The organism is Streptomyces sp. NPDC088116 (assembly GCF_044741745.1).
Lineage (GTDB): Bacteria > Actinomycetota > Actinomycetes > Streptomycetales > Streptomycetaceae > Streptomyces.
Genome location: NZ_JBIUTF010000001.1, coordinates 1,136,930 through 1,159,353, shown reverse-complemented (window position 1 = coordinate 1,159,353; position 22,424 = coordinate 1,136,930). Strand labels below are relative to the sequence as shown.

The window sequence follows — 22,424 nt, the reverse complement described above, 5'->3', positions numbered from 1 at the left end:
GTCCATGGTGACGGCGCGGCGGCCCCGGCTCCAGCCATCGCGACCCTGGCCTCCCCCTGATATCGGCCCTGGTCCGACTCGGGGGCCACCGATGTTTGGGCCGGACCCCCGGGATTCCCGTTCCGGGAGCTGAGAGGCACATCAGGGTCGCCTCAGGGGTCCGACCCTGATGCCCCCGGCCGCCCCGTCATGTGACCATCAAAGGCATGCCAGCCGCCCCGCCCCGCGCCGCCGCGACCTCCTCCTCCCGCGCCTCGGCGCCGGAGGAGCCTTCGCCGCGCAAGCTGTACCGCAGCGTGGACGGCCGGCTCCTCGGCGGTGTGGCGCGCGGGCTCGCCGGCCATCTGGGGCTGCCGGTCGTCTGGGTGCGGCTGGTCTTCCTCGGTCTCTTCTTCGCCCAGGGCCTCGGCGCGCTGCTCTACGCCGTCTTCTGGATCGTCGTCCCGCTCGGCTTCGGCGGTACGGCCACCGAACCGCGCTCGGTCTTCGAGACCAGTCCGGACGGCCGGCGCCGCCTCCGCAAGCCGGACAAGGGCCAGATCTTCGCGCTGATCGCCCTGCTGATCGGCGCCGGCGTCTTCGTGGGCAACGTCGATCTCGGGCGCAACGGAGTCGACCGCTACATCTGGCCGATGCTGCTGATCGGCGCGGGCGTCGTGCTGGTCTGGCGGCAGGCGGACAACGCGCGCCGCGCCCGCTGGACCGAGGTCGGGCCCCGCCGCAGGCTGTTCCAACTGGCCCGCGCCGTCGCGGGCGTCGTCCTGGTCGGCCTCGGCCTCACCGTCTTCATGGTGGTGCGCGGTGCGGCGGCCCAGCTCGGCAATGTGCTGACCGGCGCGATAGCCGTCGTCGCCGGGGTCGCGCTGCTCGCCGGACCCTGGCTGGTACGGATGACACAGGACCTCTCCGAGGAACGGCTGATGCGGATCCGCGCGCAGGAGCGTGCCGAAGTCGCCGCGCATGTCCACGACTCCGTGCTGCACACGCTCACGCTCATCCAGCGCAACGCCGACGACCCGGGCGAGGTCCGCCGTCTCGCCCGCGCGCAGGAGCGTGAGCTGCGCGCCTGGCTGTACAAGCCGGAGGGCACGGGCAAGGACGAGGACGACGAGCCGACCACCCTCGCCGAGGCGGTGAAGCGGACGGCGGCCGAGGTCGAGGACTACCACGGGGTGCCGATCGAGGTCGTGATCGTCGGTGACTGCCCGCTCGACGAGAAACTGGCCGCACAGATGCAGTCCGCGCGCGAGGCGATGGTCAACGCCGCCAAGTACGGTGGCGAGGGAGGCGCGGTGCAGGTCTACGCGGAGGTGGAGGGACGCACGGTCTTCCTCTCCGTACGGGATCGCGGACCCGGTTTCGACCTGGACTCGGTACCGGCCGACCGGATGGGTGTACGGGAATCGATCATCGGCCGTATGCAGCGCAACGGCGGGACGGCGCGGCTGCGTTCGGTGCCGGACGGCGGCACCGAGGTCGAGCTGGAGATGGAACGGGCGGACTGACCGGGCGGGAGCCCGGTGGACCGATCGGCGGGTGACCGGGGGACCGTACGGTACGACGGGCGGGATGCTGTGACGCGTGGCCGTGGGGGCGGCGGAGCGACCATCGGCAGTGACAACGGGCAGTGACAAACGGGCCGTGGCAAACGGGCCGTGACAAGGACGAGGGGCAGTGGGATGAGCGAGGGCGTACAGGCCGAAGGCACGCCGGGGGAGAGCGGCGGACAGGCCGGGGACGGGCGTCACGTACGGGTCGTGCTCGTCGACGACCACCGGATGTTCCGTACCGGCGTACAGGCCGAGATCGGTGTCACCGAGCAGACGGGCGTCGAGGTCGTGGGCGAGGCCGCCGATGTCGACCAGGCCATCACCGTGATCACGGCGACGCGCCCCGAGGTCGTGCTGCTGGACGTCCATCTGCCGGGAGGCGGAGGTGTGGAGGTGCTGCGCCGCTGCGCGCCGCTCATGGGACCGGTCGAGAATCCGGTGCGGTTCCTGGCGCTGTCGGTCTCGGACGCGGCCGAAGACGTCATCGGCGTGATCAGGGGCGGCGCCCGCGGTTACGTCACCAAGACGATCACGGGCACGGATCTGGTCGACTCGATCTTCCGGGTACAGGAGGGCGACGCGGTGTTCTCGCCGCGCCTGGCCGGGTTCGTCCTGGACGCCTTCGCGTCGACGGACGCCCCGCCGGTGGACGAGGACCTCGACCGGCTCACCCAGCGGGAGCGCGAGGTGCTGCGTCTGATCGCGCGGGGCTACGCGTACAAGGAGATCGCCAAGCAGCTGTTCATCTCGGTGAAGACCGTGGAATCGCATGTCTCGGCGGTCCTGCGGAAGCTCCAGCTCTCCAACCGGCACGAGCTGACGCGCTGGGCGACGGCCCGCCGGCTGGTCTGACCCCGCCCGGTCGCGGCAGTCGGCGCGCCTCGGCCACGAGCTACGAGCAGTGCCACTGGGTGACGTACACCAGGCCCCGGTGGTCCAGCAGACCGCGGACGCACTCGCCCGGCTCGGTGCTGATCGTGCCGGTCAGTTCCGCCTGGCCGTGCAGGGTGCGCCGTGTCCCGAACCAGCCGGGGAAGGCCGTGATCCGGTCGTCCCTGCGCTGATAACCGAGCCGTACGGCGATGTCCGGCCCGCCCGCGTGCCGGTCGTAACGGGTGGTGAACCTGCCCGTGCCGCCGATCGGCCCCTCGACACAGAGCCGGCCGCCGGAGAGATCGCCGCAGCCCCGGGGCGTGAGGCCGACGGGTGCCAGGACGAAGAGCGCTCCGGCGGCGAGTACAGCGGCTCTGACGGCGCTGGCTCGTCTCATCACGACTCACCCCTTCGCGGGCCGATGGCGTGCTGCTGCTCATCGTCACCTCGGTACGGGGAAGCGGCATCCTGGAATGGGCCAGTCCGGTCATCTCGGCGCGAACGGAGCGCGGACGCGGGACGGAACACGGACGGAACGCGGATGGAACGCGGACGCGGGCCCGGAACGCGGTATGCAGGACGCGGGCCCGGCGTCGGCTCCCTCAGGCGGGCCGGGCGGCTCCCGCGAAGGGCATCTGGTCGATCGGCGCCATCCGGACCGCCGAACCGGGCCGTGGGGCGTGGATCATCTGCCCGTTGCCGACATAGACCCCGACATGGCTGATGCCCGAGAAGAAGAACACCAGGTCACCCGGGGCGAGCTGGTCGCGTGTGACACGCTGCCCGGTGTTGATCTGGGTGTACGTGGTGCGCGGGAGGGCCACTCCGGCGGAGCGCCAGGCGGCCTGGGCCAGGCCCGAGCAGTCGAAGGAACCGGGGCCGGTCGAGCCCCATACGTACGGCTTGCCGATGGCCCCGTAGGCGAAGGCGACGGCCGCGGCGGCACGGGAGTTCGGCGCTCCCATCGCACCACCGGCCGCGGCATCGCCGCTCCGCTGTTCCTGCCCCGCGTACTGGGCGCGCTGCGGGGCGCTGAGGCTGTCGAGGAGCCTCTGGGCGGTGTCGAGCTTCGCCTGGATGGTGGACTTGTGCCGGGCCAGTTCGGCCCGGTGTGCCCTGAGCGTCACGAGCCGTCCGTCGGCCCGGGTGCGCAGCTCGGCGATCTGCGCGAGTCCCCTGCGGACCCCGGCGATCGCGCTCGCCTGGCGGGCACCGGCCTGTTCGGCGAGGCCGGCCGCCTCCAGGTAGTCCTCGGGCCTGGAGCTGAGAGCGAGCTGTACGGCGGGGTCGAGGCCACCGGCCCGGTACTGCGCGGCGGCGATCGAACCGAGCGCGTCGCGGGCCGTGTTGAGCCGTTCCGTACGACGCGCCGCCTCGTCGCGCAGTTCCGCCAGCGAGGTGCTTGCGGCGTCCGCCTTCTCCTTCGCCCCGTTGTACCGCTCGGTGGCGGCCTCGGCCTGCTCGTACAGCCCGTCGACCTTGGCCTTGACCTGGGCGGGGGTGAGACGGGGCTCGGCGTGTGCGGGCCCGTCGAAGGCGGTGACGGTCGCGGCTCCGGCGAGCGCGAGAGTGGCGGCGGTACGGCCCGCCGAGCCGGAAAGCGGGCGCTGCTTGGGTTTTCGGTGCGCTGCCACGGGGGTGGTCCTCTTCCTCAATGTCCGTACGGGGCCGACGGCGAGAGCCGCCCACCCGGAGAGGACCGTAAGGGGCAAGGTCACAAGCAAGTGTCGACATGGCGGTATTGGCGCGAGATGGATGATCTGTTGCGCTTTGTGATCAACTCGATCGCGACGGAGCGGCGATCTCCGGTCGGACCCGACCGATACGGCAGAAAGCCTCACCTCACCGGAGAGTGGTGATATGGCCATGGCTAGGCTCCGAGCCATGGACGTACTCATCAATGTCTTCGTCGCCCTGCACATCATCGGCATCGCCTCGCTGCTCGGCGGCTTTCTGACACAGATGAAGGCGATGAGCGCGGGCGCGGCACGGTTCGACGCACCGATGCTGCACGGAGCGCTGACGATGCTGATCACCGGCATGGTGCTGGTGGGCCTCAACCAGGCCGACGGTCAGACCCTGGACAACATCAAGATCGGCATCAAGCTGGCGATCCTGATCGTGATCCTGGGTGTGGTGTACGTGAAGCGGGACGACGAGGCCGCCTCGAAGCCGCTGTTCGGCGTGGTGGGCGGTCTGACGGTGGTCAACATCTTCATCGCCACGCTCTGGACCTGAGCGGGTCGGGCCCGCGGTGGCCCGCGGAGCGCTCGACGGCGCTTCGCGGGCCACGGACGTGAGTTCAGCGGCCCGCCGCTGGTCAGGCGGGGCGGACGCTGCCGTAGATCGGCATGTAGTAGATCGACTCCTCGCGGACGTTCGCGCCCGGCTTGGGGGCATGGATCATCATGCCGTCGCCGATGTAGATGCCGACATGGCTGATGTCGTCGTAGAAGAAGACCAGATCGCCCGGACGGAGGTCCTCCGTCGCGACGCGCGTGCCGGTCTTCACCTGGTCCCAGGTGGTACGCGGAAGTTCCACGCCCGCCTCCTTCCAGGCGGCCTGGGTCAGGCCCGAGCAGTCGTACGAGCTGGGGCCGGTCGCGCCCCAGACGTATGGTTTGCCGATCTGGGCGCGGGCGAAGGCGAGGACCTTCGCGGCCTTGGTGGTCTGCGCGCTGTCGGCGGCCCCCGAGCCGGTCCCGGTGCCCGTACCCGTACCCGTACTTGAGCCCGAGCCGGTGCCGGTGCCGGTGCCGGTCCCGTTGTCCGGTCCGGTCGACGGGGATTCGGCCTTCTCCTCGCCCTGCCGCTTCTCCTGTTCCTGCTCCTGCTCCTGTTCCTGCTTCTCGCGCAGGCGCTCGGCCTCGGCCCTGGCCCGAGCGTCTTCCTTGGCCTTCGCCTCCGCCTTGCGGCGGGCCTCGTCTTCCTTCTTGCGCTCCAGCGCGGCCAGTCGCGCCTTTTCCTCCGCCGTCAGCTTCGACAGCAGCGCCCGCGCCGCGCTGAGCTTCTTCTGGACGCTCTCCTTGCTGGTGCGCAGGGATGCCTGCGAGTCGGAGAGCGACTCCAGACTCTTCGTCGCCTCGGCCCGCTGCTTCGTCGCGGCGGCCTGCTGCGACTGGTACTCGGCGACGGCCCCTTGCTGACGGTCGGTCAGCCGGTCCGTGACCTGCTTCTGTTCGAGGAACTCCTCCGGGCTGTCCGCGAACAGCAGGGCGGCGGTCGGGGTGACCGCGCCTTCCCGGTACTGCGTGGCCGCGTAACCGCCGAGCTTGCGGCGAGCCTCGTTCAGCTTGTCCGCGCGCTCGGCGGCGTCGTCCAGCGCGCGGTCGACCGTGCGCTTCTGCTCCTGGGTGGCTTCTTTGGCCTTGTTGTACTGCTGGGTCTCGCTCCCGGCCTGGCGGTACAGATCGTCGACCTTCTTCTGTACCTCTTCTACGGACGGTGTCGGCTCGGTGGGCGCGGCGTGCGCGTTCTGTGTCGAGAGCAGCGTGACCGAAGCGAGAGCGGCCGTCGTGACTCCGACGGCCGGGGAGTTGGCGCGTACTCCGCTACGGTTGCGCGGCTTGCGATGCGACGCCAAGGTCGGCATCTCCTTCCGTGGACGGCCTACCGGGTTAGCTGTCGGGTTCGGGCGGAACGGAAGGCTGCCCTACGGGCCTGGAACGTACGGCCCGATTCACCCCGGTCGTGCAGAGTGGGTCCCCGGTTCCGAACTTCCTCACAGGAAGGTCGAATTCGGCACGGGCCGCCCGCTTGGCGCGGATCGCCGGGGAGGGTACGGGCTGCCTGACGGAGCACGCTAGCCAAAGTGTGGCGCTTGTGTGAAGGCGGATGGCCGATATGCCCGATACGTTTTCGTGACATTTGCCCGCGCGGTGTGCGGGGGTGTTGGTGGGTAAGTCCGCCATTACGTTGCGTGATATTTCCGGCCGTTCCGCACGTCCGCCGGGCAGGTCGCCGGAGGTTGCGCGGGACTCCGAAGCGACGTGCGCGCGACGATGTGTACGGAGGGCCACCACGACATGTACGCATGACGTGTACGGGGAGGGTGCCCGGTCCATGGAGACCACGCGGCCGTGGGGGAGGCCTGGGTCGGGTGCCCCCGCCGGATACACCGGGTGCCCCCGCCGGATACGCCGGGAGACTTCCGAAGGCGGGCGCGGGCTGTCAGTCCGGGAGCCTAGACTCGTAAAGCGATGAGCAGCCTCTTTGACGACAGTTTCCTGGCGGACCTCCAGCCCTCCGGCGACGAGCATCCACCGCCGCCCGAGGACCATGCCGAGCACGCCCCGGAGCAGGTCCCCGACGACCTCTTCGAGGGTGCCTTCGACGCGCCACCGGTTCGGGACGCCTACCACCGCGACGGGGCCCCGCGCACCGTGGTGGATCCGGCCGCGCTGCTCGAAGGGCTGAACGAGGAGCAGCGCGCGGCCGTCGTGCACACCGGTTCGCCCCTGCTCATCGTGGCCGGAGCCGGCTCCGGCAAGACCCGGGTCCTGACCCACCGGATCGCACATCTGCTGGGGACCCGCCATGTCCACCCCGGCCAGATACTGGCGATCACCTTCACCAACAAGGCCGCGGGGGAGATGAAGGAGCGCGTCGCCGACCTCGTCGGCCCGCGCGCTGCCGCCATGTGGGTGCTGACCTTCCACAGCGCCTGCATCCGCATCCTGCGGCGCGAGTCGAAGAGGCTCGGGTTCACCTCGTCGTTCTCGATCTACGACGCCGCCGACTCCAAGCGTCTGATGGCCCTGGTCTGCCGTGATCTGGACCTCGACCCCAAGCGCTACCCGCCCAAGTCCTTCAGCGCCAAGATCTCGAATCTGAAGAACGAGCTGATCGACGAGGAGACCTTCGCCGACCAGGCGGCCGACGGTTTCGAGAAGATGCTCGCCGAGGCCTACCGGATGTACCAGGCCCGGCTGCGCGAGGCCAACGCCCTGGACTTCGACGACATCATCATGACCACCGTCCATCTGCTCCAGGCGTTCCCCGATGTCGCCGAGCACTATCGGCGGCGCTTCCGGCACGTCCTGGTGGACGAGTACCAGGACACCAACCACGCCCAGTACACCCTCGTACGCGAGCTGGTGGGCCCCTCCGGCGCGGACCACGACCCGGCCGAGCTGTGTGTCGTCGGTGACGCCGATCAGTCGATCTACGCCTTCCGGGGCGCCACCATCCGCAACATCCTCCAGTTCGAGGAGGACTACCCGGACGCGACGACGATCCTGCTGGAGCAGAACTACCGCTCCACGCAGACGATCCTCAGCGCCGCCAACGCGGTCATCGAGCGGAACGAGAGCCGTCGGCCGAAGAACCTCTGGACGAAGGCCGGCGCGGGCGCCCAGATCACCGGCTACGTCGCGGACACGGAGCACGACGAGGCGCAGTTCGTCGCCGACGAGATCGACCGTCTGACGGACGCGGGCGAGGCCAAGGCGGGCGATGTCGCCGTCTTCTACCGTACGAACGCTCAGTCGCGTGTCTTCGAAGAGATCTTCATCCGCGTCGGCCTGCCGTACAAGGTCGTCGGAGGAGTGCGCTTCTACGAGCGCAAGGAAGTCCGCGACGTGCTGGCCTACCTGCGCGTCCTGGCCAATCCGGAGGACAATGTTCCGCTGCGCCGGATCCTCAATGTGCCCAAGCGCGGCATCGGGGACCGCGCGGAGGCGATGATCGACGCCCTCGCGCTGCGGGAGAAGATCACCTTCCCGCAGGCGCTGCGGCGGGTGGACGAGGCGTACGGCATGGCGGCCCGCTCCGCGAATGCCGTCAAGCGCTTCAACACCCTGATGGAAGAGCTGGGCACGATCGTCGAATCGGGTGCCGGGCCCGCGACGGTCCTGGAGGCCGTGCTCGAACGGACCGGTTATCTGGCCGAGCTTCAGTCCTCGACGGACCCGCAGGACGAGACGCGTATCGAGAACCTTCAGGAACTGGCGGCGGTGGCGCTGGAGTTCGAGCAGGAGCGCAGCCAGGCCGCGGGGCAGGCGGAGGTTCAGGCCGCAGACGCGGCGCAGGGCGAGGATCAGGGCCAGGGCGGGGGCGAGACGGCCGCCGCCGCGACCACGACCGGCACGCTCGCCGAATTCCTGGAGAAGGTGGCGCTCGTCGCCGACTCCGACCAGATCCCGGACGAGGACGAGGACGGCTCCGGCGTCATCACGCTGATGACGCTGCACACGGCCAAGGGACTCGAGTTCCCGGTGGTGTTCCTGTCGGGCATGGAGGACGGCGTCTTCCCACACATGCGCGCCCTCGGGCAGACGAAGGAACTGGAGGAGGAGCGCCGGCTGGCGTACGTCGGCATCACACGCGCCCGCGAACGGCTCTATCTGACCCGGTCGTCGATGCGCAGCGCCTGGGGACAGCCCTCGTACAACCCGCCGTCACGGTTCCTGGAAGAGATTCCCGGACACCACCTGGAGTGGAAGCGGACCGGCGCGCAGATCCCGGCGGGCCCGACGTCCGGGATCACGTCCTCGCTGTCCTCCTCCGCCTCGTCGCGGTCGAGGTCCGGCGGCGGCCCCTCGGGCTTCGCCACGCGCCGTACGACCGACAAGCCGGTGATCTCGCTGACGGTGGGGGACCGGGTCACACACGACCAGTTCGGGCTCGGCACGGTGACGGCGGTGACGGGGACGGGCGCCGACGCGCAGGCGACGGTCGACTTCGGCGACACCAAGCCCAAGCGGTTGCTGCTGCGGTACGCGCCGGTCCAGAAGCTGTAGGGCGCCAGGCACAGGGCGCGGTGAGCGTGCCCTGTGCCCCCTCCGTTGAAATGCCCCTAGACCTGGGGTACTTCGGAGGGGGGATCGCCGGTGACCGCGTCCGGCTACATCGGGTCGACGCCGTGGCTGCGGAGCCACGACAGCGGGTCGATCGCCGCGCCACCGCCGGGCCGTACCTCGAAGTGCAGGTGCGGTCCGGTGGAGTTGCCCGAGTTCCCGGAAAAGGCGATCACATCGCCGGCCTTGACCGAACCGGAGCGGATCTTGGTGCTGCTGAGGTGGCAGTACCAGGTCTCGGTGCCGTCGGGGGAGGTCACGATGGCCATGTTGCCGTAGGCGCTGTTGTACTGCGTGCGCACGGTGCCGTCGGTCGCCGCCATCACCGGAGTGCCGTACGACACGGGGAAGTCGATCCCGGTGTGCATGGACATCCAGTTGACGCCCGCCTGGCCGTACTGCGCGCTCAGGCCGTGCTGCGCGACGGGGAGGGCGAACTTGGGGCGCAGGGCCTCCTTGCGCGCCGCTTCGTCCTCGCGCTTCTTCTTCTCCGCTTCCTGCCGTGCCTTGAGGTCGATGCGCTCCTGCGTACGGCTGGCGCGGTCGCCGAAGTCGCGGGCGTCGGCGCTGAGCGCGGCGAGCTGCGTGTCCAGCTTGTTGTTGGCCACGACAGGCTGTACGGCGCTGGAGGCGGTGTCGGCGGCCGAGGCCGTCGTGGTCGTGTCGTCCTGGGTCTCCTCGCCGCCGCTGAGATTCCCGACGGAGGCCGCGGCGATACCGGCCACCCCCATCACACAGGCGGAGGGGACGGCGACGGTGAGAAGCGCGGAGCGCTTGGCGGGCGTACGCCGGCGGCCACGGCTGCCGTTGCCGCCACCGGCGCGGCGTGTGGCGCGGGGCTCGATGGTTATGGCGGGCGTGGCCATGGTCTCGGCCAGGTGCATCGGTTCGGGTTCGGACTCGGCGCCGTACTCGGTGCTGTATACGCCTTCGGTCCCGGATCCGGTCGCGCCCGGATGCTCGGTCTGCGTCTCGGCCGCGGAGGCGTAGCCGGAAGTCGCGTCGAACTCGCCGCCGGAGGGGTTGGATTCCTGCTCAGTCGCGCCGTATTCGGAGTCGGGGCTGTAGTGCGCGCCCGTCTCGTACGAGGGGTCGGCGTGGTACTGCTCCGGTACGACGGCTTCGGGGTGCAGTGTCTCGTGGGCCGGATCCGGCGCTGCCCCGGCCGAGTTCCAGGCGGTGGCGTCGTACGCGCCGGTGTCGAAGGCGGGCGCCGCCCACTGAGTTGTCGCCTCGTACCCGAACTGGGCGTTCTCGAACTGGCCGGATTCGAATTGGCCCGTTTCGAATTGGCCCGTTTCGAACTGGCCTGTCGTGAACTGCCCGGTGACGAACTGGGTGGACTGCGTGGGGTCGTAGGGGACCGAGGTCGCCTGGCCCGATGCGTCGTACCCGAACTGCGGGTTCTCGAACTGACCCGTCTGGTCGGTCCCGTTCAGCTGATTCGCCTGGTTCCAGGCCGTGGCGTCCCACTGGCCGGTGACGTCGGGTTCCGCGGTCTGGACCTGTGTGTCCGTCGCCTGCTGGTAGCCGGTGTCGGCGGTGACCGAGGCCCACTGGCCGGTGGTGTCGTACTGCGGCGTGCCGTACGCGTCGTAACTCGCCGTGTGGACGCCGGTGTCCCATTGCGCGCTGTCGTACGGGGCGTTCTCGTACGGCGTGTTGTCGTACGGGTGTTGGTACTGCCCGTTGTGGGACGGGTTGTCCTCGTAGCCGCCCGGAAGGGTGCCGAAGAGCGGATCCGTCTCGTAGCTGCCGTTCTGGTAGCCGTCGTATCCGACGTACCCGGCGTTGGCGTGCTGGTCGTTCACCAACTTCTCTCTCGCCTCGGCAGCAGGACCAGGGTTCTCCGGGGTCTGGTCCTGAGGGGCAGGGGACCCGGAAGGAAAGCTGGCCGCGACTGTACCCGGCGGTATGCGACGGCGACAATCTTCGGCAAGTTTTGGGCCCTGCGGAAACGGGCATTCGGCCGTGTTTCGGCGGACTGTGGACGCAGCTTTGGCCGTATGTTCGAAACCTGTTCGATAGGAGGGTGTGCTCTCCCGTCGACTTGTGCGAACGCGTGCGGGCTTTCGTCAGGCGACGGATGCCGGTCCGTCGCTGCGAGAGCCCTCTTCAGGTCCGGTGCCGGACTCGCCGTGCGACCCGGCGCCGGAGCTGACGCCGGACTCGCCGCCGCACGCGGTGTCGAACTGACGATCGGACCGGTAATCGGACTCAAGGTCGGATTCCGGGCCGGACGCAAGTTCGGACTCGAGAGCGTGTCGAATTCCGGCCGCGACCGCCGGGTGAACCGGCAGCGCGAGATGGCCGACGCCGCTCACGCGCACGTTCCGCGTGAGGAGGTCCGGGTGCTCGATACGGGCCGTCTCCGCCGGCGCCATCAGCTGGTCGAGATCGCTCCAGAAGCTCACGAATCGCGTGCGGCAGCCGGGCGCGGGCAGCCGCAACTCCTCGATCAGGGGCGATCCCGGCCGCATCTGCCGTACGACGGGATGGGCGTCCGCCAGCGGCAGGACGGTTGTGCCCCCGTGTGGTGTTCCCAAGGTGACCAGCGTGCGTATCCGGTTGTCACCGCCCAGGCGCTGTGCGTAATAGCGGGCGATCAGGCCGCCGAGGCTGTGACCGACGACATCGACCTGGTGGTGGCCGGTACGGGCGCAGATCTCCTCTATCTGCCGGGCGAGCAGCTCGGCGGCCGTACGGATGTCGAACGTCAGCGGGGAGTAGTTGAGGGACACCAGATGGGGCCAGCCGTGCCGGGCCAGGGAGCGGCGCAGCAGGACGAAGACGGAGCGGTTGTCGACGAAGCCGTGGAGCAGGACGACCGGAGGGTGGGAGCGGCCCTCGGTGGGCAGGCGCGGGGTCCCGGGAGGCAGCGGGGCCGCACGCCGCTCCTCGGCGATCCCGGCCGGATACAGCAGGAGATGGCCGGTGAGGACCGCCAGGTCGAGCGCGGTGGCGCGCAGCAGGGTGACGGGACGGCCGGCCCGGCGCACCCGGCTCACCTGACGCAGAAGCGCCGGAAACAGCGGAAAGGGCGGCGTGAGGGGCGACAGGAGGGGCGCGAGGGGTGACAGCAGAGGTGAGAGCGGTGAGAGGAGCGAGGAGAGAGGTGGAGGCGGCACGAGAGAGGAGAGTGATGAGAGCGCAAAGAGCGGCGGAATCTTCATGGCCGACCTCCGAACGGCACCCGGGAGGCGGCTCTGTCCCCCGTGTGCCCTCATGGGGCGCCGCTCGCGGAGGGCCGGACTGCTGCGACCCACCAGCCGGAGTCGTCACGCGAGCCGGACCACCACGCCGCACGACCGGCGGCATCGTGGAACAGCCGCTCGCGGGCGGCTCTCCCTGCGGCTCCCCTTGCGGTCCTTCCCTGCCCGGCCGGAATGCCGGGTCGTAGCGGGAACTCCGCAAAGCGAACATGTCCCACGTGTGATTTCCCCCTCGCGGACCACCGTGAAACGGCGGGTTGCGGGATGCTGTAGATAACGTTCGTTCACCTCTCCGGGCCTTGGCGGGTGCGGGGATCCGTGCCAATGGCGGCGCAGTCGGTATGTGGAGGCAGTGATGGGTGTGGCTTGGCATCCGGAGAATCAATCGAAAGGCCACGGCGGGATGAGCGGAGCGAACACGTCCGGCCCGATCCGGGTGGTGGTGGCCAAGCCGGGACTCGACGGCCACGACCGGGGGGCCAAAGTGATCGCGCGGGCGCTGCGCGACGCGGGAATGGAGGTCATCTACACCGGGCTCCATCAGACCCCCGAGCAGATCGTGGACACGGCGATCCAGGAGGACGCCGACGCGATCGGGCTGTCCATCCTCTCCGGCGCCCACAACACCCTCTTCGCCAAGGTGATAGAGCTTCTGAAGGAGCGGGACGCGGAGGACATCAAGGTCTTCGGCGGCGGCATCATCCCGGAGGCGGACATCGCGCCGCTGAAGGAACTGGGCGTCGCGGAGATCTTCACCCCGGGAGCGACGACGACCTCCATCGTCACCTGGGTCAACGCCAACGTACGGCAGCCCGCGGGCGCCTGACGGTGACGCAAGCGCACGGGGAACGGATACGGGCAGGGGCGTCGCTCACGGCGAAGGCTACGGCCGTGCCAGTTCCGTCAGCATCGACTCGCGCAGGCGCAGCGTAGAGACCAGCCGCTGGAACGCCTCCGACCAGTAGCCGCCCGCGCCGGGTGACGCGTCCTCCGGTTCGTCGGGGGTCGCCGTGAGGAGTTCCAGGCGGCTTGCCTCCGCCGGGTCGAGGCAGCGTTCGGCGAGGCCCATGACTCCGCTGAAGCTCCAGGGGTAGCTGCCAGCGTCCCGGGCTATGTCCAGTGCGTCCACGACCGCCCGGCCCAGCGGCTCGGCCCAGGGCACCGCGCAGACGCCGAGCAGCTGGAACGCCTCCGACAGGCCGTGGGCGTCGATGAACGCGGCCACCCAGGAAGCCCGTTCGGCGGACGGCAGCGTGTCGAGGAGCTTCGCTCGTTCGGCGAGGGACGGGGTGCCCGAGGCGGTGGCCGGGGACGCCGTGGGCGGTCCCAGCAGGGCGGCGGACCACCGGGCGTCCCGCTGCCGGACCGCTGCCCGGCACCACGCGGCGTGCAGCTCGTCCGCCCAGCCGTCCAGCACGGGCAGCGCGACGATCGCCTCGGGCGTACGGCCGCCGAGCGCGGCCGGCCACGCGGACAGCGGGGCGGCCTCCACCAACTGGCCGAGCCACCAGGACCGTTCGCCACGGCCGGAGGGCGCGGCCGGGATCACACCGTCACGCTGCATGTCCGCGTCGCATTCGTGCGGCGCCTCGACCATGATCACCTGTCCGGCGCCCGTCCGGTCCATGCTCACGCAGGTCCCCGCCCGAGCCGCCATCCTCTCCGCGAACGCCGAGAGGGGCAGCGCGGAGAGCAGTTCGGCGGCGGTGGAGCGGACATTGCGACTGCGGTCCGACAAGGCGCGCTCCAGGAACGGCTCGTCCGTCCCGGACAGCCCGGTCCGCAGCGAGTCGAGGAACATCAGCCGGTCCTCGGCGCGCTCGGTGGACCAGGTCGAGTCCAGCAGCGTCAGGGCGTGTCGCGACGCTCCCGGCCGCGCCTGCGACCGCGCTCCCGCCCGCGCCTCGGCTCCCGCCTGCGCGTCCCGGACCCGCAGGGCCGAGAGGAGCGCGATCCGCTCGGCGAACAGGCCCTCCTCCCAGAGCAGTCGGACGGACTCGGCGTCCTGAGTGTCGGGCAGGACGGAGCCGCCGGACGCGCCACGCAGCGCGAACTTCCACTCCGGGTTGAGCCGGGCGAGCCAGAGCCCGCGCGCTCCGGCGAACGTCAGGGCCTGCGGACGCAGATCGGTACGCGCGCGGGCCGCGTCGAGAAGGCCCGGAAGCACGGAAGCGGGCGCGCGGTAACCGTGCTCATTGGCGGCGGCGAGCCACTGGGGGAGCAACTCGGTGAGGTCCGGCGCAGCTCCTCGTCGGCCTCCGCCCCCGCCGCCGCTCGCCGACCGGTCGGCGAGCAACTGGGTGAGCCGCCTGACGGCCGGCTCCGGCAACGGCCGGCGGTCGTCGCCGGGCGCCGGATCGGGACGCGCGGCGGCGTGCGCGGGGAGCAGGCCCGCCCGGCGCCGTACGGTGTGGAGCGCCGCGGCGTCCAACAGGGCGGTGGCCGCTTCCTTTCCGGGGACCATGATCTCCGCCGGTGGCGTGCGGCGGTCCGTGCCGAGCAGCGCCGAGGTGACAAGCCCTTCCCAGGATGTCGAGGCGCGGTTCGCACCGGTTGTGCCGGTGGTGCCAGTGGTGCCAGTGGTGTTGTCGGCACCGGTCTGGTTGGTCGTGCTGGTCATCGGGTCCTCCGTACATGCATCTCGGGTCCTCCGAAGGCGCGCGGGAACGCGGCGGGCGGTCGCATGTGCGACGGCCTGGTCGTACGGTGCTGCGGTGCTGCGGTGCTGCGGTGCTGCGGTGCTGCGGCGGTGCGGTGCTGCGGCGGTGCGGTGCTGCGGCGGTGCCGCCGTGCGGTCAGGTGAGCGGAACGATCCCCGGTATGTCCTCGGCCCAGGCCGCGAGCGGATGGAAGCCCCGGTGGCCGCACTCGCCGAAGACCGTGACCGGGCAGCCCCCCGACAGCGCGGCCAGCTTCCACAGGCCGGGACGCGAGAGGGCGGCTGACGCGACCGGGAGCGCGGATTCGCCGTCGGCGTCGGCCAGTTGCCAGCCGCCGTCCGGCACGGGCACGGGTATGACGTCGCTCAGCGTCACCGGCCAGGCGTCCAGCCAGGGATCGGACCGCAGCGCGGTGCCGTAGGCCTCGATGGCCACGGTCGTCGACCCGCCCGGCGGTGGCCCCGGGATCGGGCTCGGGGCGCCGAATTGCTCGGTCCAGTCGGCCCGCAGCTGTCCCCCACCCGCGTGCGGGGTGACGACGGCCTCGACCATCAGCCCCACCGGCAGCGCCAGCTGCGGTGCCCGGCCGGCCGGGCCGAAGGAGAGCACCAGCGCCGAACGCCCCGAATCCCTTCCGTACAGCCGGATCCGGCGGGTGGTCAGATTGCCGTCCGAGGAGTCGTACTGCCCCAGGACCAGCCAGTGGTCGCGGACCGGAGGGCCGTCGGCGGGTGACGGGAGGCCGACCCGGGTGCGGACCGTCGTCGCCAGCGGCTCGGGCAGCCGGTCGAGCCCCAGCCAGCCCGCGTTCAGCAGATGCAGCAGCGCGGACTCCTCCAGCAGCCGCACCGGCCAGCCCGGCCCCGACCCCGGAATCGCGCCCAACTCCCGCACCCGTCCCGCCAGTCCCGGCGCCTGTGCGTCGACCATCCGGGCCGCGGTCTCCTCCCACAGCCCGTATCCCGACGCCTCCGCCGCCGCCAGCCCACCGCGCAGCAGGTCCGTCAGCCGCTGCTCCAGCTCTGTGGCTCCCGCCGTGATGCGCCCGGCCCGTCGGTCCGCCCGCCGCCTGGCGGCGTCCGGATCGGCCTGCTTCCCCGCCCCACCGCTCCCACCGGTGCCCCTCTCGGTCTTCTCCTCGCTCCGCTTCCGGCGTCCTTCGAGCCATTCCTCGGCCCAGCCGGGCGCTTCCGCCTCGCCCACGCTCCGCTCGTCCGACGCCCAGAGCAACAGCAGCCCCAGTGCGTGCTTGCACGGAAACTTCCGGCTGGGGCAACTGCACTTGTAGGCAGGGCCCGTGACGTCCACGATGGTCTGATAGGGCTTGCTGCCGCTGCCCTTGCACAGACCCCACACGACCCCGGTGCCGCTGCCGCCCGCGTCCGACCACGGCCCGGCCGTGCTCAGTCTGTTGCCCGCCTTGCGTGACGCATCGTCAGGAGCCAGAGCAAGCACCTGTTCCGTCGTCCAGCGCACCCCCGCTTGATTCATGGATACGACGGTAGGACCCGCCACTGACAATCGTCCTGACCTGCGGTTTCGATGAGATCCCGGCGCGGACGTTTTGCCTCGCCTTTGCTAATGTGCGAGCTTCCTGAGCCAAGATCCGGGGGGATCACCGATGAACCGCACCGTTCGCGCCGCCGTCACCACCCTTGCCGTGACCGGCCTCGCACTGGGACTGGGGGCCTGTTCAGAGGCCCAGAAGGACGCAGCGGTCGACCAGGTCGACAAGGCCGTCGACGAGACGTACGAGGTCACCTACGAGGTCACCGGCAAGAACGTCGACACGATCGAGTACCACGACGGGGAGGGGACGGCCATGGAGCCGAAGCTCAAGACGGTCGAGAAGCCCACGCTGCCGTGGAAGAAGACGGTCACGCTCCGCGGCATCATGCCGTCCGCCGTCATGCCGGTCGCATTGGACCCGGCGGGCACCGAGCTCACCTGCAAGATCATCCACAAGGGCGAGGTGATCAAGGAGGAGACGGCCGAGGGCGTGGCCTCGGCGGGCGGCTGCGTCGCCGCCTCCCCGATCACCGAATAACTCCCGGCAACTCCCGTCGCGGGCCGGGCAGCTCCCTCACCGGCCCGCGCAACTCCCGCCGACGGCCCGGCAACTTCCCTCACGGGCCTGGCATCTGGGTGTTGACCTGCGGCAACGGTCAATTGTCAGTGGCGTGGTGCACGGTAGAACCCACATCGGGTCGATCGATCTGGAGGGGGATCCATGACCGTGCCCACCACCGCCGCAGCCACCACCTCGGCCACCGCTTCGACAACCGCCGCGGCGGCCGAAGCCACCGGCGGCGAGGCCCTGCGCCCGCACGCCGAGGACGCGTTCGCCGGGGAGCTGAGGGCCCTGGCCGCCGCCGACGACCGGCAGCGGCCCGCCCGGTGGCGGCTGTCGCCCTGGGCCGTGGCCACCTACCTGCTCGGCGGCACACTGCCGAACGGGACGGTGATCACACCGAAGTACGTGGGCCCGCGGCGGATCGTCGAAGTCGCGGTCACCACCCTCGCCACCGACCGGGCGCTGCTGCTGCTCGGTGTGCCGGGCACTGCCAAGACCTGGGTCTCCGAACATCTCGCCGCGGCCGTCAGCGCTGACTCGACCCTGCTGGTGCAGGGCACCGCGGGCACACCGGAAGAGGCGATCCGCTACGGCTGGAACTACGCGCAGCTGCTCGCCCACGGCCCCAGCCGCGACGCGCTGGTCCCCAGCCCCGTGATGCGGGCCATGTCCGAGGGGATGACCGCGCGGGTCGAGGAGCTCACCCGTATCCCCGCCGACGTACAGGACTCGCTCATCACGATCCTGTCCGAGAAGACCCTGCCCGTCCCGGAACTGGGACAGGAAGTGCAGGCCGTCCGGGGATTCAACCTGATCGCCACGGCCAACGACCGCGACCGGGGGGTCAACGACCTCTCCAGCGCGCTGCGCCGGCGCTTCAACACCGTCGTTCTGCCCCTGCCGGCCACACCACAGGCCGAGGTCGACATCGTCTCCCGGCGCGTCGAGCAGATCGGACGCTCGCTGGATCTGCCGCCCGGACCGGAGGGGATCGACGAGATCCGCCGGGTCGTCACGGTCTTCCGCGAACTGCGCGACGGCGTCACGGAAGACGGCCGTACGAAGCTCAAGTCCCCTTCGGGGACGCTGTCCACGGCCGAGGCGATCTCCGTCGTCACCAACGGCCTCGCGCTCGCCGCGCACTTCGGCGACGGCGTGCTGCGGCCGGGCGATGTGGCGGCCGGCATTCTCGGCGCGGTCGTCCGCGATCCGGCGGCGGACCGGGTGATCTGGCAGGAGTACGTCGAGACAGTGGTCCGCGAGCGGGACGGCTGGAAGGACTTCTACCGTGCCTGCCGCGAGGTGAGCGCGTGACCACGACGCGAGCCCCGGGCGTGGAGGAGGGGATCGCGTCCGGGGTGCTGCCGGCCGGCCGGGCGGCCGGCCGGCGAGGACCGCTGCTGCTCGGGGTCCGGCATCACGGGCCGGGCTCCGCACGGGCGGTGCGGCGCGCTCTCGACGCGGCCGCGCCACGGGTGGTGCTGATCGAAGGACCGCCCGAGGCCGACGCGTTGCTGGCGCTCGCCGCCGACGAGGCGATGCGGCCGCCCGTCGCGCTCCTCGCGCACGCGGTGGACGATCCGGGCCGGGCGGCCTTCTGGCCGCTGGCCGAGTTCTCACCGGAGTGGGTCGCGCTCCGCTGGGCGCTCGCGCACGACGTGCCGGCGCGGTTCATCGATCTGCCGGCCGCGCACTCGCTGGCGCAGACCCCGCAAGCCGCGGCGGACACCGCGGAAGAGGAGGAGGACACCAAGGAGGCCCAGGGGGAGACAGAGACCCGGGAAGGGCCCGAGCGGGAGACCCGGGACAGGGCCGACGGCGAGCCGGACGCCGACGGGCTGCGGATCGACCCGCTCGCCGTGCTCGCCCAGGCCGCCGGATACGACGATCCGGAGCGCTGGTGGGAGGACGTGGTCGAGCATCGGGGCCCGGTCGGCGACCCCCTCGCGCCGTTCGACGCGGTCGCCGAGGCCATGGGCGCGCTGCGCGAGGAGTACGGCGACGGCGGGCATCAGCGGGATCTGGTCCGTGAGGCCCATATGCGGCTCCAGTTGCGCGCCGCGCGCAAGGAGTTCGGGGACGAAGCGGTCGCCGTCGTCTGCGGCGCCTGGCACGTGCCCGCGCTCGGGGTGAAGACCACCGTGGTCGCCGACCGCGGGCTGCTGAAGGGGCTGCCCAAGGTCAGGACCGAGATGACCTGGGTCCCCTGGACCCACCGCAGGCTCGCCCGTCGCAGCGGTTACGGCGCGGGCATCGACTCGCCCGGCTGGTACGCGCACCTCTTCGGCGCGCCCGACCGTCCCGTGGAGCGCTGGCTCACCAAGGTCGCGGGCCTGCTGCGGGAGGAGGACAGCTTCGTCTCCTCCGCGCATGTGATCGAGGCGGTACGGCTCGCCGAGACCCTCGCGGCGATGCGCGGCCGTCCGCTGGCCGGTCTCACCGAGACCACCGACGCGATCGTCGCCGTGATGTGCGAGGGATCCGATGTGCCGCTCGGGCTCATCACGGACCGGCTCATCGTGGGCGATGTGCTCGGCGAGGTCCCCGAAGCGGCGCCCGCCGTGCCGCTCCAGCGCGATCTCACCCGCCTCCAGCGCTCGCTGCGCCTCAAGCCGCAGGCGCTGGAGCGCGAGGTGGAACTCGACCTCCGTAAGGAGACGGACACCGCGCGCAGCAGCCTCCTGCACCGGCTGCGGCTGCTCGGCATCGCCTGGGGCGAGCCGGTCGCGGGGCGGGGGAGCACCGGCACCTTCCGGGAGACCTGGCGGCTGCGCTGGGAGCCCGAGTTGTACGTACGGGTCGCGGAGGCCGGCGTATGGGGCACCACGGTGCTCTCCGCCGCCACCGCCAAGGCCGAGTCGCAGGCCATGTCGGCGTCCGCGCTCGTCGAGGTCACGGCCCTGGCCGAGCGCTGCCTGCTGGCCGCGCTGCCCGATGCCCTTCCCGGGGTGATGCGGGCCCTCGCCGACCGTGCCGCGCTCGACGCGGACGTCGGCCATCTCGCTCAGGCACTGCCCGCGCTGGCCCGTTCGCTGCGGTACGGAGACGTACGGTCCACCGGCACCGAGGCACTCGGCGAGGTGGCCGCCGGGCTCGCCGAGCGGATCTGCGTCGGCCTGCCGCCCGCCTGCGCCGGGCTCGACGCGGACGGCGCCGCCGAGATGCGGGCACACCTCGACGGGGTCCACACCGCGATCGGCCTCCTCCCGGACGGCAACGGCCGGGATCTGGACGGGCGCTGGGAAAGCGTCCTGCACAAGCTCGCGGACCGGGACACGGTGGCCGGAGTGATCCGGGGCCGGGCCGCCCGGCTGCTGCTGGACAACGGACGGCTCGCAAAGGACGAGGCGGCCCGGTTCATGGGACTCGCCCTGTCGCCCGGCACCCCGCCGACCGAAGCGGCGGCCTGGATCGAGGGCTTCGTCGGCGGGGCGTCCGGGAGGGGGGCCTCCGCGGCGTCGAGTTCCGGGGGAGGCATGCTCCTCGTCCACGACGAACGCCTCCTGGCCCTGGTGGACACCTGGCTGACCGGAGTGCCGGCCGACTCCTTCACCGATGTGCTCCCGCTGCTGCGTCGAACCTTCTCCGCGTACGAGCCGGGCGTACGCCGCACACTCGGCGAACTCGTCCGGCGCGGGCCGGCCACGGGCGGCCCGGTGGGGACCGAGGCCGCGGCACCCGGCTTCGGCGCCGGTCTCGACGCGGCGCGGGCGGACGCCGTACAGCCGGTGCTCCGGCTGCTCCTCGGCATCGACGCGGCCACACCGGCCGATACGGACACACCGGCCGGCGCGGACCCAGCGGCACCGGCCGGCACGGACAACAACGACCTTGTGGGGGTGGGGACATGACAGCGGCGGGGACGGACAACACGCGGACCGGCACGGACGGCGCGGCGGGGGACGCCGACGAGCGGCTGCGCCGCTGGCGGATGGTGCTCGGCGGGGAGAGCGCCGACGGGACGGGACGCGCCCTCTCCGGCAAGGACGCGGCGATGGACGGCGCGCTGTCGGCCCTGTACGGAGACGGCAGGAGCGGCCGTGGCGGCGCCGGCCGTACCGCCGGGCTGGGCGCTTCCGCGCCGTCCGTCGCCCGCTGGCTCGGTGACATCCGTACGTACTTCCCCACATCCGTCGTCCAGGTCATGCAGCGCGACGCGATCGACCGGCTCGGGCTCTCCACGCTGCTGCTGGAGCCGGAGATGCTGGAGGCCGTCGAGGCCGACGTCCATCTCGTCGGCACGCTGCTCTCCCTCAACAAGGTGATGCCGGAGACGACCAAGGAGACGGCGCGCGCCGTCGTTCGGAAGGTCGTCCAGGACATCGAGAAGCGGCTCGCAAGCCGGACCCGGGCCACCCTGACCGGGGCGCTCGACCGGTCCGCGCGGATCAACCGGCCGCGTCACCGGGACATCGACTGGGACCGCACGATCCGGGCCAACCTCAAGAACTACCTCCCGGAGCACGGCACCGTCGTCCCCGAGCGGCTCATCGGATACGGCAGGGCCTCGCAGTCCGTCAAGAAGGAGGTCGTCCTCTGCATCGACCAGTCCGGCTCGATGGCCGCGTCCGTCGTCTACGCGTCCGTGTTCGGCGCGGTCCTGGCGTCCATGCGCTCCATCGCCACCCGGCTCGTCGTCTTCGACACCGCGGTCGTCGACCTCACCGACCAGCTGGACGATCCCGTCGACGTCCTCTTCGGCACCCAGCTCGGCGGGGGCACCGACATCAACCGGGCGCTCGCCTACTGCCAGTCGCGGATAACCCGGCCCGCCGACACCGTGGTCGTACTGATCAGCGATCTCTACGAGGGCGGGATACGCGACGAGATGCTCAAGCGGGTCGCGGCCATGAAGGCCTCGGGCACGCAGTTCGTGGCGCTGCTCGCGCTGTCCGACGAGGGGACGCCCGCGTACGACCGTGAGCACGCGGCCGCGCTCGCCGCGCTGGGCGCTCCGGCGTTCGCCTGTACGCCGGACCTCTTTCCCGAGGTGATGGCGGCGGCGATCGAGAAACGGCCGATCCCGGTCCCGGACAGCGACGTACCGCGCACAGCGGCTCATCGGTGACTTCGAGATGACATCGAGTGGAATCGGGCAACAGCGGGTGGCAAGGGCAGTGAAGACCCACAAGGCAGTGAAGACCCACAAAGGCGCTGAAGGCCGCAAGGGCGGTGAAGATTCGCAAGGGTGCTGAAGACCCGCAGGGGCGGTGAAGTTCGCACGGGTGCCGGAGGGGAGCAAAAGTAATGACGGTTCG

General features: G+C 71.1%; 16 protein-coding genes and 1 riboswitch. Of the genes, 9 read left to right on the top strand and 7 right to left on the bottom strand.

Translation table 11 applies throughout. The annotated features are described in order from the left end of the window. Window positions 1-206 precede the first annotated feature (206 nt). Window positions 207-1,505, top strand: coding sequence for a PspC domain-containing protein (locus ACIOJD_RS05075; RefSeq protein ID WP_401908369.1), 1,299 nt, complete (start codon window positions 207-209; stop codon window positions 1,503-1,505). A gap of 174 nt (window positions 1,506-1,679) precedes the next feature. Beyond that, a complete protein-coding gene (locus tag ACIOJD_RS05070) occupies window positions 1,680-2,402 on the top strand; it encodes a LuxR C-terminal-related transcriptional regulator (RefSeq protein ID WP_401908368.1) in 723 nt (240 codons plus the stop codon). 40 nt (window positions 2,403-2,442) lie between these two features. Here the strand turns inward: ACIOJD_RS05070 and ACIOJD_RS05065 are convergent, their stop codons facing one another. Next, window positions 2,443-2,820, bottom strand: a complete 378-nt coding sequence (locus ACIOJD_RS05065) for a hypothetical protein (RefSeq protein ID WP_401908366.1) — start codon at window positions 2,818-2,820, stop codon at window positions 2,443-2,445. 205 nt (window positions 2,821-3,025) lie between these two features. Then, window positions 3,026-4,057: an NlpC/P60 family protein gene (locus ACIOJD_RS05060; protein ID WP_401908365.1), complete on the bottom strand. Its 1,032-nt coding sequence runs from the start codon at window positions 4,055-4,057 to the stop codon at window positions 3,026-3,028. A 250-nt stretch (window positions 4,058-4,307) separates the two neighbouring features. Here ACIOJD_RS05060 and ACIOJD_RS05055 point away from each other — a divergent pair, with 250 nt between their 5' ends. Further along, window positions 4,308-4,661, top strand: coding sequence for a hypothetical protein (locus tag ACIOJD_RS05055; protein WP_401908363.1), 354 nt, complete (start codon window positions 4,308-4,310; stop codon window positions 4,659-4,661). Between the two features lie 82 nt (window positions 4,662-4,743). On the opposite strand, the gene ACIOJD_RS05050 is transcribed toward ACIOJD_RS05055, so the two are convergent. Then, window positions 4,744-6,006, bottom strand: coding sequence for an NlpC/P60 family protein (locus tag ACIOJD_RS05050; protein ID WP_401908362.1), 1,263 nt, complete (start codon window positions 6,004-6,006; stop codon window positions 4,744-4,746). 7 nt (window positions 6,007-6,013) lie between these two features. Then, a riboswitch (cyclic di-AMP (ydaO/yuaA leader) is annotated at window positions 6,014-6,177 on the bottom strand. A 445-nt stretch (window positions 6,178-6,622) separates the two neighbouring features. Here ACIOJD_RS05050 and pcrA point away from each other — a divergent pair. Further along, window positions 6,623-9,163: a DNA helicase PcrA gene (gene pcrA, locus ACIOJD_RS05045; RefSeq protein ID WP_401908361.1), complete on the top strand. Its 2,541-nt coding sequence runs from the start codon at window positions 6,623-6,625 to the stop codon at window positions 9,161-9,163. A gap of 104 nt (window positions 9,164-9,267) precedes the next feature. Here the strand turns inward: pcrA and ACIOJD_RS05040 are convergent, their stop codons facing one another. Both ACIOJD_RS05040 and ACIOJD_RS05035 read right to left on the bottom strand, forming a co-directional pair. Then, entirely contained in the window at window positions 9,268-11,034 is a 1,767-nt protein-coding gene (locus ACIOJD_RS05040; protein WP_401908359.1) for a peptidoglycan DD-metalloendopeptidase family protein, read from the bottom strand. Between the two features lie 261 nt (window positions 11,035-11,295). Next, window positions 11,296-12,279: an esterase/lipase family protein gene (locus ACIOJD_RS05035; RefSeq protein WP_401909006.1), complete on the bottom strand. Its 984-nt coding sequence runs from the start codon at window positions 12,277-12,279 to the stop codon at window positions 11,296-11,298. Between the two features lie 556 nt (window positions 12,280-12,835). Here ACIOJD_RS05035 and ACIOJD_RS05030 point away from each other — a divergent pair. Continuing rightward, on the top strand, window positions 12,836-13,258 hold the full coding sequence (locus ACIOJD_RS05030) for a cobalamin B12-binding domain-containing protein (protein ID WP_401908357.1): 423 nt from the start codon (window positions 12,836-12,838) through the stop codon (window positions 13,256-13,258). A gap of 57 nt (window positions 13,259-13,315) precedes the next feature. Here ACIOJD_RS05030 and ACIOJD_RS05025 read toward each other — a convergent pair whose 3' ends face one another. After that, entirely contained in the window at window positions 13,316-15,052 is a 1,737-nt protein-coding gene (locus tag ACIOJD_RS05025; RefSeq protein ID WP_401908355.1) for a DUF5691 domain-containing protein, read from the bottom strand. A 175-nt stretch (window positions 15,053-15,227) separates the two neighbouring features. Further along, window positions 15,228-16,583, bottom strand: a complete 1,356-nt coding sequence (locus tag ACIOJD_RS05020; RefSeq protein ID WP_401908354.1) for an SWIM zinc finger family protein — start codon at window positions 16,581-16,583, stop codon at window positions 15,228-15,230. Between the two features lie 130 nt (window positions 16,584-16,713). Between ACIOJD_RS05020 and ACIOJD_RS05015 the strand changes: the two genes are divergently transcribed. The 4 genes from ACIOJD_RS05015 to ACIOJD_RS05000 all read left to right on the top strand — a co-directional run bounded on the left by ACIOJD_RS05015 (window position 16,714) and on the right by ACIOJD_RS05000 (window position 22,234). Further along, window positions 16,714-17,139 (top strand): MmpS family transport accessory protein, encoded by a 426-nt coding sequence (locus ACIOJD_RS05015; RefSeq protein WP_401908353.1) that lies wholly within the window; start codon window positions 16,714-16,716, stop codon window positions 17,137-17,139. Between the two features lie 183 nt (window positions 17,140-17,322). Beyond that, on the top strand, window positions 17,323-18,480 hold the full coding sequence (locus ACIOJD_RS05010) for an AAA family ATPase (protein WP_401908351.1): 1,158 nt from the start codon (window positions 17,323-17,325) through the stop codon (window positions 18,478-18,480). Between the two features lie 44 nt (window positions 18,481-18,524). Continuing rightward, window positions 18,525-21,017 carry a DUF5682 family protein gene (locus ACIOJD_RS05005; protein ID WP_401909003.1) on the top strand — a complete coding sequence of 831 codons (2,493 nt, stop codon included), beginning with the start codon at window positions 18,525-18,527 and terminating at the stop codon, window positions 21,015-21,017. Further along, entirely contained in the window at window positions 21,014-22,234 is a 1,221-nt protein-coding gene (locus ACIOJD_RS05000; protein ID WP_401908350.1) for a VWA domain-containing protein, read from the top strand. The genes ACIOJD_RS05005 and ACIOJD_RS05000 overlap by 4 nt, the downstream gene beginning before the upstream one ends. The last annotated feature ends 190 nt before the right edge of the window (window positions 22,235-22,424 follow it).